The organism is Pseudomonas sp. GW821-FHT02C04, from assembly GCF_059421845.1.
In genome coordinates, this window is sequence record NZ_JBWKVT010000003.1 from 448978 (window position 1) to 465128 (window position 16151).

The 16151-nt window shown below is 60.1% G+C and carries 15 protein-coding genes and 1 pseudogene; 13 read left to right on the forward strand and 3 right to left on the reverse strand.

The window, feature by feature from the left end; translation table 11 throughout:
* Nucleotides 1-141: 141 nt before the first annotated feature.
* Nucleotides 142-2343, forward strand: coding sequence for a hypothetical protein (locus tag AC07VV_RS14070; protein ID WP_096819502.1), 2202 nt, complete (start codon nt 142-144; stop codon nt 2341-2343).
* A 293-nt stretch (nt 2344-2636) separates the two neighbouring features.
* Here the strand turns inward: AC07VV_RS14070 and AC07VV_RS14075 are convergent, their stop codons facing one another.
* Nucleotides 2637-2942, reverse strand: coding sequence for a DUF2288 domain-containing protein (locus AC07VV_RS14075; protein WP_495036549.1), 306 nt, complete (start codon nt 2940-2942; stop codon nt 2637-2639).
* A 352-nt stretch (nt 2943-3294) separates the two neighbouring features.
* Between AC07VV_RS14075 and AC07VV_RS14080 the strand changes: the two genes are divergently transcribed.
* The 9 genes and pseudogenes from AC07VV_RS14080 (at nt 3295) to AC07VV_RS14120 (ending at nt 10899) form a co-directional block, all read left to right on the forward strand.
* Nucleotides 3295-4422, forward strand: coding sequence for a branched-chain amino acid ABC transporter substrate-binding protein (locus AC07VV_RS14080; RefSeq protein WP_096819504.1), 1128 nt, complete (start codon nt 3295-3297; stop codon nt 4420-4422).
* A gap of 231 nt (nt 4423-4653) precedes the next feature.
* Entirely contained in the window at nt 4654-5577 is a 924-nt protein-coding gene (gene livH, locus AC07VV_RS14085) for a high-affinity branched-chain amino acid ABC transporter permease LivH (RefSeq protein ID WP_085729918.1), read from the forward strand.
* Nucleotides 5574-6830: a high-affinity branched-chain amino acid ABC transporter permease LivM gene (locus tag AC07VV_RS14090; RefSeq protein ID WP_114881719.1), complete on the forward strand. Its 1257-nt coding sequence runs from the start codon at nt 5574-5576 to the stop codon at nt 6828-6830. The genes livH and AC07VV_RS14090 overlap by 4 nt, the downstream gene beginning before the upstream one ends.
* On the forward strand, nt 6827-7594 hold the full coding sequence (gene livG / locus AC07VV_RS14095; protein ID WP_495036550.1) for a high-affinity branched-chain amino acid ABC transporter ATP-binding protein LivG: 768 nt from the start codon (nt 6827-6829) through the stop codon (nt 7592-7594). Before AC07VV_RS14090 ends, livG begins: the two co-directional genes overlap by 4 nt.
* A complete protein-coding gene (locus tag AC07VV_RS14100) occupies nt 7595-8296 on the forward strand; it encodes an ABC transporter ATP-binding protein (protein ID WP_096819507.1) in 702 nt (233 codons plus the stop codon).
* 158 nt (nt 8297-8454) lie between these two features.
* Nucleotides 8455-8763 carry a BufA1 family periplasmic bufferin-type metallophore gene (locus AC07VV_RS14105; RefSeq protein WP_096819509.1) on the forward strand — a complete coding sequence of 103 codons (309 nt, stop codon included), beginning with the start codon at nt 8455-8457 and terminating at the stop codon, nt 8761-8763.
* Nucleotides 8764-8788: 25 nt separating this feature from the next.
* The gene (gene bufB, locus AC07VV_RS14110) at nt 8789-9676 is read left to right on the forward strand and encodes an MNIO family bufferin maturase (protein ID WP_495036551.1); all 888 of its coding nucleotides are present in this window, start codon (nt 8789-8791) and stop codon (nt 9674-9676) included.
* Nucleotides 9673-10429 (forward strand): annotated as a pseudogene (locus AC07VV_RS14115) (HvfC/BufC N-terminal domain-containing protein). The gene bufB and the pseudogene AC07VV_RS14115 overlap by 4 nt, the downstream one beginning before the upstream one ends.
* Nucleotides 10426-10899, forward strand: coding sequence for a DoxX family protein (locus AC07VV_RS14120; protein ID WP_495036552.1), 474 nt, complete (start codon nt 10426-10428; stop codon nt 10897-10899). The pseudogene AC07VV_RS14115 and the gene AC07VV_RS14120 overlap by 4 nt, the downstream one beginning before the upstream one ends.
* Here the strand turns inward: AC07VV_RS14120 and AC07VV_RS14125 are convergent.
* The gene (locus tag AC07VV_RS14125) at nt 10890-11804 is read right to left on the reverse strand and encodes a LysR family transcriptional regulator (protein WP_495036553.1); all 915 of its coding nucleotides are present in this window, start codon (nt 11802-11804) and stop codon (nt 10890-10892) included. The two genes, AC07VV_RS14120 and AC07VV_RS14125, sit on opposite strands and share 10 nt — an antisense overlap.
* A 103-nt stretch (nt 11805-11907) precedes the next feature.
* Between AC07VV_RS14125 and AC07VV_RS14130 the strand changes: the two genes are divergently transcribed.
* The 3 genes from AC07VV_RS14130 to AC07VV_RS14140 all read left to right on the forward strand — a co-directional run bounded on the left by AC07VV_RS14130 (nt 11908) and on the right by AC07VV_RS14140 (nt 14929).
* Entirely contained in the window at nt 11908-12507 is a 600-nt protein-coding gene (locus AC07VV_RS14130) for a short chain dehydrogenase (RefSeq protein ID WP_495036554.1), read from the forward strand.
* Between the two features lie 59 nt (nt 12508-12566).
* Complete coding sequence (locus AC07VV_RS14135) at nt 12567-13220, forward strand: COG3650 family protein (RefSeq protein WP_495036555.1); 654 nt, start codon at nt 12567-12569, stop codon at nt 13218-13220.
* Nucleotides 13221-13315: 95 nt separating this feature from the next.
* A complete protein-coding gene (locus AC07VV_RS14140) occupies nt 13316-14929 on the forward strand; it encodes an NAD(P)/FAD-dependent oxidoreductase (protein WP_493071758.1) in 1614 nt (537 codons plus the stop codon).
* 66 nt (nt 14930-14995) lie between these two features.
* Here AC07VV_RS14140 and AC07VV_RS14145 read toward each other — a convergent pair whose 3' ends face one another.
* Entirely contained in the window at nt 14996-16090 is a 1095-nt protein-coding gene (locus tag AC07VV_RS14145) for a PLP-dependent cysteine synthase family protein (protein WP_096819518.1), read from the reverse strand.
* Nucleotides 16091-16151: the final 61 nt, after the last annotated feature.

Genomic DNA, 16151 nt, shown 5'->3' on the forward strand with positions numbered 1-16151 from the left:
AAAGGATTCCCCCGCGCGGCACTCAGGCCAGAACCCTGACGCACGGGCCAAATACGCGCAGTAAAAAGACGCGAGATTCCCATTCCGTGAGGCTCGACGACACCGGTCGCCGAACCAACCAGTCCAGGTATATGGCGCACAATGACTTCTAAAAACAATCCGGCCACTGCGGTATCCGATCTGACCCTGAGCCCAGCAGCGAACAGCCCTGCCCCGATGAAGCCATTGCCTCCTTCACGCCCGTTGGGCACCCAGCAATACCTGTACTTCACCGAAACCAACACCGACCGCATCCTCGACAACCTCGATGGCCTGCGTGACCTGGTGTTCCCGCGCCCGCCGCACCTGGAAGGCGACAACGAGCAGCACAACGATCAGGAATTCCCGTCGGTGTGCCTGATCGGCCTCGGTCGCTGCGGCTCCAACATCGCCCTCGACGTGGCGGAGCTGGTGTACAACGCGCGCAAGTTCTACCTCAACGAATTCAACAACGAAGATCGCGCGGCTGACCGGCGTCTGGCGACCGACAAAGGCTACAGCCCGGCCCAGTGGATCAAGCAGAACCTGCGGATCGGCCCGAACAAGTCGACCAAACCGGTGTTCCTGGTCGAGCCGCTGGTGATGCTCGGCGACCTGGACAAAGATATCGCCGGACGCATCCGTTTCTCGCGCAAGGGCGAAAAGAGCGGCTTCCTGCGCGACTACAGCAAAATGAAGATCATGGACTTGTCCGAAGTCCACGCCGGTGGCGCCGGTAACGCGCCGATCCTCGGCCAGTACCTGGCGAAGATCATCCTGAACAAGGACACCCAGCGTTTCTCCAGCCCTGACTGGAAAATGATCCACTCGTACCTGATCGACAGCTGCGGCATCAAGGCCAACCAGTCGCGCCTGTATTTCTCGATCTTCAGTGCCGGCGGCGGTACCGGTTCGGGCATGGCCTCGGAATTCGGCCTGGCCCAGCAGCACTCGTACATGAACAAGACGTTCGACACCAAGCCGATGGACGAACATGACGGCAAGAGCGGTCATTCGTTCGTGTTCGAGCCGATCTTCACCAGCGGCATCTGCGTGCTGCCGAACATTTCCGACCACCGCAGCGAAATGTCCGAGGCGCTGCACATCAACGCCGGTCGCCTGCTGTGCAAATACCTGTCGGAAGAATGGGATTTCTCGTACAACTTCGCCAACGAAGACAGCAGCGAAGCCAGCGTCATGGGCCGTATCCGCCCATGGAACGCGATGATGCTGATCTCCAACGACATCATGCGTTACGCCGAAGAAAGCGATGACGGCAACATCCAGAACATTGATGTCAATGCGATGGAGAAGCACGCCAACCAGTACATCTCGCAGCAGATCTTCAACATTCTGACGGCCCAGGCAGTCACGACCGACTACGACCAGAACTATTTCCGTCGTGCCGGCATCGACATCGGCGAGACCATTCGCCTGGACGCCAACGACCTGTTCATGAGTCTGGCCGGCCCGGTGGCGATTGCCTACGCAGAATCGGTAGTGCCGGAAACCCCGCCGCCGAGCAGCGACAAGTTCAAGGTGTTCGACAAAGAGCCACAGCGCCTGAACATCGACGACCTGTTCTTCCGTTCGATCGACCTGCCGCACTTCAACAAGGTCACCCAGGCCATCGAAGGCATCAGCCTGCTGCCGATCGAATCCAAGCGTTATCGCGCCTCGCTTGAGCAATACAAGAACTCCGGCTACGACGCCGCTGCGCTGCACGACCTGCACTTCTTCAAGAACTGCTCGTCGGTGGTCTCGATCGTTTCGCTGCCGAAAGACTACAAACTGTCGTACATGGACCTGAACCGGTTGAAGACCCACCTCAACAGCCTGTTCCCCAACACCACGCTCAAGCGTTACGCACTGGTGATCGGCGCCTCGGCGAACCTGTCGCTGACCACCCTGATCGCCAAGAGCCCGTGCCTGTCGGACGACTTCCTGACCCTGATCGTGGCGTTCATCAAGCGTTGCTTCGCAAAGAACCCGTACCGTTTCGACGAGACCCTGGACAACTCGATCCTCGACTTCATCATCAATGAAGAATTCGACGAAGCGCGTATCGATGACCTGCTCAACGAGTTCGAGAACCCGGCGAAGATCCTCGATACCAACTGGTACGCGATCAAACCGATGTACGAGAAGAAGTACCGCGAGCTGATCAACGACAAAGAGAAGTTTGTCTCGATCAACGACATCCGCCTGTCACGCGATTGCGTGAAGAAGTCGATCAAGTACCTGCGCGAGATCTACCGTCACCGGATCGGCAAGACCAAGGTTATTTCGCTGAATAACCATACTGGCAAGACTTACTCGGTCTGACACCAGACCGAGGTTCTCCCATCGCGAGCAGGCTCGCTCCCACATTGGAAAACATTCCCTGTGGGAGCGAGCCTGCTTGCGATGAGGCCCTCGAATTCCCCGATTTATTCAGCCTTTCCAACATCCAGAAACAATTAAGCAGCCGTTAGGCTGCTTACTAAACTGTGCCCGTTACGTTTACGTCACCGTTATGCCACCCCCGCTTGTGGCATTTCTCTACGGCAACGTGCCATCACGCTACTCGGCTACACACTTTTCCTCGGCGAGCACGCGCACCAACAAGGTGCGCCACCTCAGACGGACGCCCTTTCCTGGACCAGAATCCATGGCCGAACCACGACCGCCCACATCTGCGGATCACGTTCAAAAATATCCAGCGCCCGCGTTTCAGACAGCTTGGCGACTTTGTCTTCGGCCAGCCAGGCAGCGACTTTCTCGCCTTGATCCGATGCCACGGCCTCGGCCACGGCGATCAAATCCAGGTCAGCGTCGACCCACAATAGGGCACCCTGGGCGTAGAAGCGCTCCAGCTCCTTCCAGGTAATAGATGCGGTTTCACCAAGCAGCTTGGCATAGAGGGTGCTAGGTTCTTGATTCATGGGACTGTCCGGAAAAGAAATCGGCGCGAATGATAACGTCGGTGGTCCGGCAGAAAAACCCGGTAGCAAAAGGCTGTACCGAACGAAAAGAGCAGGAAGGCCAGGGAATGCTGATGATTGGGGTATAAGCCCTTTGAACGTCCCGCCGCAATTCTGTCTTTTTCTTTCATTAAAGCGACATCTCCAGAATTTGCCCCTGGGCGCCAGCTTCCCAGGCCAACAACCGGCGCTCTACACTGTACCGGTACAGTTGCCGGGGGCATTTCCGGACGATATCGCGATGATATCTGGCCCGGTTCTGCTGCTACGGCGTCAGGACTCTAAAAAAATACAACAGTAAGAGTGGAGCACTATGACTAAGGCTACTAAGCAGATTTCCAAACTGTTTGCCGCTATGGTACTGGCCGGGGTTGCCAGCCATTCGTTCGCAGCTGACACCATCAAGATCGGTATCGCCGGCCCTAAAACCGGCCCGGTAGCCCAGTACGGCGACATGCAGTTCAGTGGCGCCAAAATGGCCATCGAACAGATCAACGCCAAGGGCGGCGTCGACGGCAAGAAGCTCGAAGCCGTTGAATACGATGACGCTTGCGACCCGAAACAAGCGGTAGCCGTTGCGAACAAGGTCGTCAACGACGGCGTCAAGTTCGTGGTCGGTCACCTGTGCTCCAGCTCCACTCAGCCTGCTTCGGACGTTTACGAAGACGAAGGCGTGATCATGATCACCCCGGCTGCCACCAGCCCGGACATCACCAGCCGTGGTTACAAAATGGTGTTCCGCACCATCGGTCTGGACAGCGCCCAGGGCCCTGCCGCCGGTAACTACATTGCCGATCACGTGAAACCGAAAATCGTTGCTGTTCTGCACGACAAACAGCAATACGGCGAAGGCATTGCCACCGCCGTGAAGAAAACCCTGGAAGGCAAGGGCGTCAAGGTTGCCGTGTTCGAAGGCGTCAACGCCGGCGACAAAGACTTCTCCTCGATGATCTCCAAGCTCAAGCAAGCCAACGTCGACTTCGTCTACTACGGCGGCTACCACCCAGAGCTGGGCCTGATCCTGCGTCAGTCCCAGGAAAAAGGCCTGAAAGCCAAGTTCATGGGTCCGGAAGGCGTGGGTAACGACTCCATCTCGCAGATCGCCAAGGACGCGTCCGAAGGCCTGCTGGTGACCCTGCCGAAGTCCTTCGACCAGGATCCGGCCAACGTTGCTCTGGCTGATGCATTCAAGGCGAAGAAAGAAGACCCGAGCGGCCCGTTCGTGTTCCCTTCCTACTCGGCTGTTGAAGTGATTGCCGGCGGTATCGCCGCTGCCAAATCCGAAGACCCTGCGAAAGTGGCGGCTGCCATTCACGCCGGCACCTTCAAGACCCCTACCGGCGACCTGAGCTTCGATGCCAAGGGCGACCTGAAGGACTTCAAATTCGTGGTCTACGAGTGGCACTTCGGCAAACCTAAAACCGAAGTTTCGCCTCAGTAAGGCGCTGCCTGACTGACTGCCAATAAAGCCCACGGCGTGCCGTGGGCTTTGTTTTACGAATGTATTGGGCCGCGCTGGCGTGATCCGCCAGTCTCCCCACCTGAAAATCTCAAAACCGTCATCAGCGGTTCGCTGGCAAAACCCGGATTCGAAGTGGATAAAGATCCACGGGGCCGGGCGGGAAAATGACTCCACCAGTGAAATGCGTATCAGGTTTTTAGGAGCGCTGTAATGCCTGACATCTATCACTTCTTCCAACAGCTGGTTAATGGCATGACCATTGGCAGCACGTATGCCCTGATCGCCATCGGCTATACGATGGTCTACGGCATCATTGGAATGATCAACTTCGCCCACGGCGAGGTATACATGATCGGCTCCTACGTGGCCTTCATCGCCATCGCCGGGCTGTCCATGATGGGACTCGACAGTGTTCCACTGTTGATGACCGCCGCTTTTCTCGCAACCATCGTCGTGACCAGTGCCTACGGTTACAGCATCGAACGCGTCGCCTACCGCCCCTTGCGCGGCAGCAACCGTCTGATCCCGCTGATTTCCGCCATCGGCATGTCGATCTTCCTGCAGAACACGGTTCTGCTGGCGCAAGACTCCAAGGACAAATCCATCCCCAACCTGATCCCCGGCAACTTCTCCATCGGGCCAGGTGGCGCACATGAAGTGCTGATTTCCTACATGCAAATCGTGGTGTTCGTGGTGACCCTGGTCGCCATGCTCGGCCTGACGCTGTTCATCTCCCGCTCTCGCCTGGGTCGCGCCTGCCGTGCCTGTGCCGAAGACATCAAGATGGCCAACCTGCTGGGCATCAACACCAACAACATCATCGCCCTGACCTTCGTCATCGGTGCTGCGCTGGCGGCCATCGCGGCCGTGCTGCTGAGCATGCAATACGGCGTGATCAACCCGAACGCCGGTTTCCTCGTCGGCCTCAAGGCCTTCACCGCTGCGGTACTGGGCGGCATCGGCAGCATCCCCGGCGCCATGCTCGGCGGGCTGGTGCTCGGTGTGGCGGAAGCCTTTGGTGCCGATATCTTCGGCGACCAGTACAAGGACGTCGTGGCGTTCGGCCTGCTGGTTCTGGTGCTGTTGTTCCGGCCAACCGGCCTGTTGGGTCGTCCGGAGGTTGAGAAAGTATGACTAGGAATCTTAAACAGGCGCTGTTCAGCGCCCTGCTGGTGTGGGCGGTGGCCTACCCGGTACTCGGTCTGAAGCTGACCATCGTCGGCATCAACCTCGAAGTGCATGGCACCAGTACCTCGACCTTGATCACCATTGCCGTCTGCTCGGTACTGATGTTCCTGCGAGTGTTGTTCGACCAGCAGATCGGTGCGGCGTGGAAATCCTCGCCGAGCCTGCCCAAGATGCCGGCCAAGGCCAGCAGCTTCCTGACCCTGCCGACCACCCAGCGCTGGATCATCATTGCGTTGATCATCGGTGCACTGGTCTGGCCGTTCTTCGGCTCTCGCGGCGCGGTGGATATCGCCACGCTGGTGCTGATCTACGTGATGCTCGGCCTCGGCCTGAACATCGTGGTCGGCCTGGCAGGCCTGCTCGACCTCGGTTACGTCGGCTTCTATGCCGTCGGCGCCTACAGTTATGCACTGCTGTCGCACTACTACGGCCTGAGCTTCTGGATCTGCCTGCCGATCGCCGGACTGATGGCGGCCACCTTCGGCTTCCTGCTCGGTTTCCCGGTACTGCGTCTGCGCGGTGACTATCTGGCGATCGTGACGCTGGGGTTCGGTGAAATCATCCGTCTGTTCCTGCGTAACCTCACCGACATCACCGGCGGCCCGAACGGCATCAGCAACATTCCCAAGCCATCCCTTTTCGGGTTGACCTTCGACAAGACAGCCGCAGAGGGGATGCAGACCTTTCACGAGTACTTCGGCCTGACCTACAACCCGGTGAACAAGGTGATCTTCCTTTACCTGATCGCGGTGTTGCTGTCGCTGTTCGCGCTGTTCGTCATCAACCGCTTGCTGCGCATGCCCCTGGGCCGTGCCTGGGAAGCGTTGCGCGAAGACGAGATCGCTTGCCGTGCGCTGGGTCTGAATCCGACGATCATCAAGCTCTCGGCGTTTACCCTGGGTGCGTGCTTCGCAGGTTTCGCCGGCAGTTTCTTCGCCGCCCGTCAGGGTCTGGTGACGCCGGAGTCGTTCACCTTCATCGAGTCGGCGACCATTCTCGCCATCGTGGTGCTGGGCGGCATGGGCTCGCAGCTGGGCGTCGTACTGGCCGCGGTCGTGATGATCCTCTTGCCGGAAATGATGCGTGAGTTCAGTGAGTACCGCATGCTGATGTTCGGCGCCCTGATGGTGCTGATGATGATCTGGCGACCTCAAGGTCTGCTGCCCATGCAACGTCCTCACATGGAGCTGCGCAAATGAGCCGCGAGATCCTGAAAGTCGAAAATCTGAGCATGCGCTTCGGCGGCCTGCTGGCGGTCAACGGCGTGGCCCTGACCGTGAAGGAAAAAGAGGTGGTTGCACTGATCGGGCCGAACGGCGCGGGCAAGACCACCGTGTTCAACTGCCTGACCGGTTTCTACAAGCCGAGCGGCGGCAGCATCGTGCTCGACGGCGAGTCGATCGAAGGCCTGCCGGGCCACAAGATCGCCCTCAAAGGCGTGGTGCGTACCTTCCAGAACGTGCGGTTGTTCAAGGACATGACAGCGGTCGAGAACCTGTTGATCGCCCAGCACCGTCACTTGAATACCAACTTCCTGGCCGGTCTGTTCAAGACCCCGGCGTTTCGCAAAAGCGAGCGCGAGGCCATGGAATACGCCGAATACTGGCTGGAAAAGGTCAACCTCAAGGAGTTCGCCAACCGTCCGGCCGGCACCCTGGCCTACGGTCAGCAACGTCGTCTGGAAATCGCCCGCTGCATGATGACCCGTCCGCGGATTCTCATGCTCGACGAACCGGCCGCCGGTCTGAACCCGAAGGAAACCGAAGACCTCAAGGCGCTGATCAGCGTGCTGCGTGAAGAGCACAACGTGACCGTGCTGCTGATCGAACACGACATGAAACTGGTCATGAGCATTTCCGACCACATCGTCGTGATCAACCAGGGCACGCCTCTGGCCAACGGCACACCGGAACAGATTCGCGACAATCCTGAAGTGATCAAAGCCTACCTGGGGGAAGCGTAAATGCTGCAGTTCGAAAACGTTTCCACCTTCTACGGCAAGATCCAGGCCCTGCACAGCGTCAACGTCGAAGTCCGCCAGGGCGAGATCGTGACCCTGATCGGCGCCAACGGTGCCGGCAAGTCCACCCTGCTGATGACGCTGTGCGGTTCGCCGCAGGCGCACAGCGGCAGCATCCGCTACATGGGTGAGGAACTGGTCGGCCAGGAATCGTCGCAGATCATGCGCAAGAGCATTGCCGTGGTGCCGGAAGGCCGTCGGGTGTTTGCCCGACTGACCGTCGAAGAGAACCTGTCCATGGGCGGATTCTTCACCGACAAGGGCGACTATCAGGAACAGATGGACAAGGTTCTCGGACTTTTCCCACGCCTGAAAGAACGCTTCAACCAGCGCGGCGGCACCATGTCCGGCGGTGAACAGCAAATGCTCGCCATCGGCCGGGCGCTGATGAGCAAGCCGAAACTGCTGCTGCTCGACGAACCGTCGCTGGGCCTGGCACCGATCATCATCCAGCAGATCTTCGACATCATCGAACAGCTGCGCAAGGACGGTGTGACGGTGTTCCTGGTTGAGCAGAACGCCAACCAGGCGCTGAAAATCGCTGACCGTGCGTACGTTCTGGAGAACGGCCGGGTGGTGATGCAAGGCACCGGTGAAGCGCTGCTGACCGACCCGAAAGTGCGCGAGGCGTATCTCGGCGGTTGATCGATTGCGTTAAACAAAAAACGGCCTTCGGGCCGTTTTTTTTTGCGCTTTGAAAATTATTTTCGCGATCGCTGTAACGCATCGCCAGGTCGTTTCTCTAGTGGGGTAAGCAAGCGCACATCGCTTGTTCCAACCCAAGTTGAAACCGGAGAAACATCATGACTGCTACCACCCGCACCCTGTCCGCCACCGCCCTGGTTCTGGCCCTCGGTTCCGCCCTGAGTATGGCCGCCGTTTCGACCGTTCAGGCGGCCGACAACACCAACATGGAAAAATGCTTCGGCGTGGCCATGAAAGGTCATAACGACTGCGCCGCTGGCGCCGGCACCACCTGCGCAGGCACGGCGAAAATGGATTACCAGGCCAACTCCTGGAAGTTCGTTCCGAAAGGCACCTGCGCCACCACCGAAAGCAAAACCTCGCCGACCGGTTTCGGTCAGATGGAAGCCTTCAAGGCCAAGTCCTGATCCGGCGGCTGCCCGAGTGTCGATCATGATCACTTCCTGCGACCATGCCTCCACCCGCACTCGGGCAGCCCTCCCCGGGCTCCCGCCCCGTGCCGGGCTGGGGCTCAAGACCGGGCACTTTCGTGAAGTGCTCGGTTCTTTACCGGACATCGGTTTCTTCGAAGTCCACGCCGAAAACTACATGGTGGCCGGCGGCCCGTTCCATCACTTTCTGGGTTTGATCCGCGAGGCGTATCCGCTGTCGCTGCATGGCGTCGGCCTGTCCATCGGTGCCGAAGGCCCGCTGGATGTTCAACACCTCAAACGCCTGAGTACGCTGATCGAGCGTTATCAACCCCAATCCTTTTCCGAACACCTGGCCTGGTCGAGCCACGGCCCGGTGTTTCTCAATGATCTATTGCCCCTGGCGTACGACACGCCGACGCTGAATCGCGTCTGCGATCACATCGACCAGGTGCAGAACACTCTCAAGCGCCCGATGCTGCTGGAAAACCCGGCGACGTATCTGGCATTCCAGCGCTCGACGATCGACGAAGCGGATTTCATCCGTGAAGTGATCCAGCGCAGCGGCTGCGGTTTGTTGCTGGACGTGAACAACGTCTACGTCTCGTGCATCAACCATCAGCGCGATCCCCTGGCCTACCTCGACGCACTGCCATTGCACGCCGTCGGCGAGATTCATCTCGCGGGTTTTGCCGAAGATTCCGACAGCCTCGGTGATCGCTTGCTGATCGACGATCACGGAGCACCGATCGATCAGGCCGTCTGGTCGTTGTACCGGCAAGCGCTGGAACGCGTCGGCCCGGTTGCGACGTTGATCGAGCGGGACAATCGGGTGCCGGCCTTCAACGTACTGTTGGCCGAGGCGCAACAGGCCGATGAGCTTCTGCTTGTCGCAGGAGGTCGGCCATGAGTATCCAAGCCACTTTCAGCGCAGCTCTTCTCGATGTTGGCCTGCCCTGCCCCGACGGTTTGTGCAGCGCCAATGGGGCCGATCCGGCCAGTCGATTCGCGGTGTACCGCAACAACGTGCAGGGTTCGTTGAGCAATGTACTGGCCGACAGTTATCCCGTGGTGATGCAGTTGGTGGGAGAAGAATTCTTCCGCGCCATGGCCGGAATTTTCATTCAAAACCATCCACCACACAGTCCGTTGATGAGCGACTACGGCAGTGATCTGGCGGACTTCATCAGCGGGTTCGAACCGGCATCGAGCGTTCCATACCTGGCCGATGTCGCGCGGTTGGAGCGCTTGCGCACGCTGGCCTATCACGCTGCCGATGCATCGCCGCTGAGCCAGGAACAGATCGCCGCTGCCTTCGCTGATCAGGATGGACTGAGCAGTCTGCGAATCGGTCTGCATCCGTCCCTGCAGGTGCTCGATTCAGCCTTCCGTGGTGGATATCTGGGCCGCACATCAGCGCGACGCCACGCTGGCCGGGATCGACCTGAATCAGGCCCAACAGGCGTTGATCCTGCGCAACGGCCTGGAGGTCGAGGTGTTCGCCGTGGATCACGGCGCCAGCCAGTTCATTCGTCAGCTCAAGGCCGGCCTGTCACTCACCCAGGCACTGGAATCCGCTGAAGCCTTCGACCTCAGCCAGACCCTGGCCCTGCTGATCAGCCGCCATGCCCTCACACATTTCCACCCAAAGGTTTCGCCATGAACAGCCTCGTTACCCGCGCCATTGCACTGCTGGAAAAAATCCCACACAGCCTGATCGCCTTCATCGCGCGGTTTTCCATCGCGGCGGTGTTCTGGAAATCCGGGCAGACCAAGGTCGAGGGACTGGCCATCGACCTGATCGACGGTACGTTTCAGATCGGCTGGCCGCACCTGGCCGACTCGACGATTCCGTTGTTCCAGAGCGAATACCACGTGCCGCTGGTGTCACCGGAAATTGCCGCTCACCTGGCAGCGTTCGCCGAACACTTTTTCCCGATCCTGATCCTCGTCGGCTTCGCCACTCGGTTTTCGGCGCTGGCATTGCTGGGCATGACGCTGGTCATCGAGCTGTTCGTGTACCCCGACGCCTACCCGACTCACGGCACCTGGGCCGCCGTTCTGCTGTACCTGATGACCACCGGGCCGGGCAAACTGTCGATCGATCATCTGATCGCCCGGCGTTACCGCTGAAGCCGGTCCAGCGCCTCGCCGCTGCGCTTGAACCAGCCGATCAGATAGTCCGCCAGCACTTGGGTCCGTTTCGGCAGCCCGCCCTGATACGGATGCACCAGGTACATCGGCATGCGCCGGGTCTGAAAATCACGAAGGAGCCAGCGCAATCGGCCGTCAGCCAATTCCGCCTGCAACAGATAGGACGGCAAACGGGCAATGCCGGCGCCCGCCAGTGCGGCTTTCTTCAACAGGTTGTAGTGATTGCTGGCGAACGGCCCCGACACCCGTACCCGCAACAATTCGTGCTGCTGGTGATACAGCCATTCCTCACGACCGCTGTAGTGACTGTTGAGCAGGCAACGGTGTTCGACCAGTGCCTGCGGCGTCAGCGGCTCGCCGAAACGCTCAAGATACGCCGGACTGGCACAGGTCATTTCCTGCCAGGCAAGCAAGGGCTTGGCTACCAGTCGCTCGTCGTTGGCGACTTCCGTGCGAATAGCCAGATCGAAGCCGTCGCGGGAGAGATCGCGGTAGCTGTTGTTCAACTCCAGCTCAATCTGCACTTCCGGATATTTCTGGGAGAACTCCAGCAGCAGTCCATCGAAGAACGTTTCCCCCAGCGACACCGGCACCGTCATACGCACGGGACCGGCCATGTCGTCCTTCAATCGCGCCAATGCCTGACGCGCCCTTTCGACCTGGACTACAAGTGCCTGGGCCTGCGGTAACAGCGCCGCCCCCGCCGCTGTCAGGCTCAGCCGACGTGTCGTACGCTGCAGCAATACCACGGAAAACCGTGTTTCCAACTGACTGATGCGCTTGGACAACTGCCCCTTGCTGCACCCCAATTGCTGCGCCGCCAAGGTAAAGCTGCCCGCCTCGATCAACACCGCGAACGCCGCCAGATCATCCATCTCGCTCATGGATTGTTTCCATTTGAAAACCAAAGGTTGCCCATTAGCGCGCTTATCAGCAGAAAAAACCACTCTAGACTGAAACCTCGTTCAATCACTTGAGGCAAGCACGATGAAAATTCTGTTGATCGGCGCAGGCGGCACCATCGGTTCGGCCGTGGACAAAGAACTGTCGCAGCGTCACGAAGTCATTCGCATCGGTCGCAACAGTGGCGATTTCCAGGTGGATATCAGCGACAGCGCATCGATCCGCAAGCTGTTCGAACAGACCGGCAAGTTCGACGCCCTGGTCTGCGCCGCCGGCAACGTGACCTTCGCCCCACTGGGTGAAATGAACGAAGACAGCTTCGCCCTCGGCTTGAAAGACAAACTGATGGGCCAGGTCAATCTGCTGCTGATCGGCCGCGAATTCGCCAACGACGGCGCGTCGTTCACCTTCACCACCGGCGTCCTCAGCCACGACCCGATCCGCAGCGGTGCTTCGGCTGCACTGGTCAACGGTGCGCTGGACAGCTTCGTCCGCGCCGCCGCCATCGAGCTGCCACGTGGCCTGCGCGTGAACTCGATCAGCCCGACCGTGCTGGTGGAAGCCATGGGCAGCTACGCCCCGTACTTCCGCGGCTACAAGCCGGTTCCTGCGGCGGATGTGGCATTGGCCTACGCCAAAAGTGTCGAAGGCTTGCAGACAGGTCAGACATTTCACGTGGGCTAAACCCTTGTGATGAACGGTCAGCCTGCGTAACGTGGCGGCACTTGTCTGGAGAGCCAAAGATGCGTGTTGCCCGTTCCTTGATCGTTGTTGCCCTGCTCCCTATGTTTGCCGCGTGCCAGTTGTTCGATGGTGCGCGGGAAAGCGCCTCCCACGTCGGCCAGACGCGGATGCAGGGGCAACTGACCGCTGCCGACGGCAAACTGGTGTTCCAGGCCTGCGGCGAGCAGCGCCAATACGTGGTCAATGACATCGGCGGCACCAGCGTCCTGCAAGAGGCCGCCACACTGGCCGATCAACAGGGCAAGCTGTTCGCCGATGTGCGCGGGAAGATCGCCGGTGACCGTCTCGACCTGAGCCAGTTGTACCGCGTCGAACGCTCCGGCACCGCTTGCGATGATCCGAACTTCAAGCAACTGATCCTGCGCGCTGCCGGCCATGGCCCAGAGTGGAATGTAAAAGTCAGCGGCAAAGGCATGGTCATCGACCGCGAAGGCCAGCCACCGCTCGCCGTGCCCTATGTCGAAGAACAACTGGGCGACGGCCGTTTCAACCTCAGCAGCGAAGCCAACAACCAGCGCCTTGAGCTGTGGGTGGCGCCGCAGCGTTGCGTCGACAGCAACACCGGCAGCGTGCAGCACATGAGTGCCGAGCTGCGTATCGACGGCAAGGTGCAGCGCGGTTGCGGGTATTTCGGCGGTTCGCGCAACGACTGATCGTTTTACCCTCACGGGATCCGGCCGTTGCGGCTTATAATCGCCGCCTTCAAACGCCCTGGCGCAGTTGTGCGCCCCGCGAACCGGATCCTGTCATGTTACGAATCACTGAACTCAAGCTGCCGATCGACCATCCCGACGAAGACTTGCGCGTTGCAATCGTGCAACGCCTGGGCATCGCCAGCGATGACCTGCTCGATTTCACCTTGTTCAAGCGCAGCTACGATGCGCGCAAAAAGTCCTCCGAACTGTGCTTCATCTACACCATCGACCTCGAAGTGCGCGACGAGGCGAAAGTGCTGGGCAAGTTCGCCGATGACCGCAACGTCAACGTGGCGCCGGATGTCAGCTACAAATTCGTCGGCCAGGCGCCGAGCGACCTGAGCCAGCGTCCGATCGTGGTCGGTTTCGGCCCGTGCGGGATCTTCGCCGGCCTGCTACTGGCCCAGATGGGCTTCAAGCCGATCATCCTTGAACGCGGCACCGAAGTGCGCCAGCGCACCAAGGACACCTGGGGCCTGTGGCGCAAAAGCGTGCTCAACCCCGAGTCCAACGTGCAGTTCGGCGAAGGCGGCGCGGGCACGTTCTCCGACGGCAAGCTGTACAGCCAGATCAAGGATCCGAAATTCCTCGGCCGCAAAGTCTTGCACGAGTTCGTCAAGGCCGGCGCGCCGGAAGAAATTCTCTACGTCAGCAAGCCGCACATCGGTACATTCCGCCTGACCGGCATGGTCGAGACCATGCGTGAAGAGATCCGCGCCCTGGGCGGTGAAGTACGCTTCCAGGAGCGCGTCACCGACGTGCTGATCGAAGACGGCCAACTGGTCGGCGTCGAGTTGGCCAGCGGCGAAACCCTGCATTCGAAACACGTGGTCCTGGCCCTCGGCCACAGCGCCCGCGATACGTTCCGCATGCTCCACAGCCGTGGCGTGTTCATGGAAGCCAAGCCGTTCTCGGTGGGTTTCCGGATCGAGCACCCGCAATCGCTGATCGACCGTGCGCGACTGGGCAAATACGCCGGTCACCCCAAGTTGGGAGCCGCCGACTACAAACTGGTGCACCACGCCAAGAACGGCCGTTCGGTCTACAGCTTCTGCATGTGCCCGGGCGGCACCGTGGTCGCCGCGACCTCCGAGCCGAATCGCGTGGTCACCAACGGCATGAGCCAGTACTCGCGTAACGAGCGCAACGCCAACTCCGGCATCGTCGTCGGCATCACCCCGGAAGTCGATTATCCGGGCGGCCCGCTGGCGGGAATCGAGTTGCAGGAACGTCTGGAGTCCCACGCCTTCATCCTCGGCGGCAGCGACTACAAGGCGCCAGCGCAACTGGTCGGCGACTTCATCAACGACATTCCTTCGACCGAACTGGGCGAAGTCGAGCCGTCGTACAAACCGGGGGTCGCGCTGGGCGATCTGGCCCTGGCGCTGCCGGACTTTGCCATCGAAGCGATTCGTGAAGCACTGCCAGCGTTCGAGAAGCAGATTCGCGGTTATTCGCTGCACGATGCGGTGCTGACCGGGATCGAGACGCGCACCTCGTCGCCGCTGCGCATCACTCGTGATGAGACGCTGCAGAGCATGAACGTCAAAGGTCTGTTCCCGGCCGGTGAAGGCGCGGGTTATGCGGGCGGGATTCTGTCGGCGGGTGTTGACGGGATTCGTATCGCGGAAGCTGTCGCACGCGACATCCTCGGTCTGAAAGACTGATCTGCAATACCTGAAACAATGCAAAAACCTGTGGGAGCGAATTCGCTCCCACAGTCGTTTTCGGCGTCAGATATTGGCGCGCAGAACCGAGGCCGGCAGCGCCTCACCTTTCTCGGCACTCGCTGCCACGGCCGCCATCAATCCATCCAGCTCATAGCCCTGCGCCTTGAGCCACGCCTGATCGTAATAGGTGTCCGCATAGCGCTCGCCGCCATCGCACAGGATCGCCACGATCGACCCCGACTCCCCCGCCGCTTTCATCTGCTGCGCCGCCATCAGCGCGCCGATCAGGTTCGTCCCGCTCGACCCACCCACATGCCGCCCCAGACGCTGCGCCAGGTAATGCATGGCCGCCAGCGACAAGGCATCCGGCACCTTGACCATCGCATCGATCACCTTGGGCAGGAACGACGCCTCCACCCGTGGCCGGCCAATCCCTTCGATCCGCGAACCGTGGTCCAGACGCAGGCTGGCGTCGCCGGTCTGGTAAAAGTCGAAGAACACCGAACGCTCGGCATCGGCGCACAGCACGCGGGTGCAGTGCTGGCGATAGCGCACGTAACGACCGAGGGTCGCAGTGGTGCCGCCGGTGCCGGGGCTGGAAATCAGCCAGGCCGGGCACGGGTGCTGCTCGTAGCGCATCTGCTGGAAGATCGATTCGGCGATGTTGTTGTTCGCCCGCCAGTCGGTGGCGCGTTCGGCGTAGGTGAACTGGTCGATGAAGTGCCCGTCGTGTTCGCGGGCCAGACGCTCGGATTCGGCGTAGATCTGGGTCGGATCGTCCACCAGATGACTCTTGCCACCATAGAAAGCGATCTGGGCGATTTTCTCCTTGGACGTGGTCGCCGGCATCACCGCAATGAACGGCAGCCCCAGCATCCGCGCGAAGTACGCTTCGGAAATCGCCGTCGAACCGCTGGACGCCTCGATCACCGGGGCGCCGGGCTTGAGCCAGCCGTTACACAAGGCGTAGAGAAACAGCGAACGGGCCAGACGGTGCTTGAGGCTGCCGGTGGGATGGCTGGACTCGTCCTTGAAGTACAACTCGATGCCCGGAAACCCCGGCAGCGGCAAGGGGATCAGGTGCGTGTCGGCACTGCGCTGGAAGTCAGCTTCGATGATCCGGATGGCTTCGCGGGCCCACTGTCGGTTGTCGCTCATGGCTGTTGATCTCGTTGAATCGGGCAAAAGTGCCTTCACAGGCTCAGTCCCCAAGCTTAGG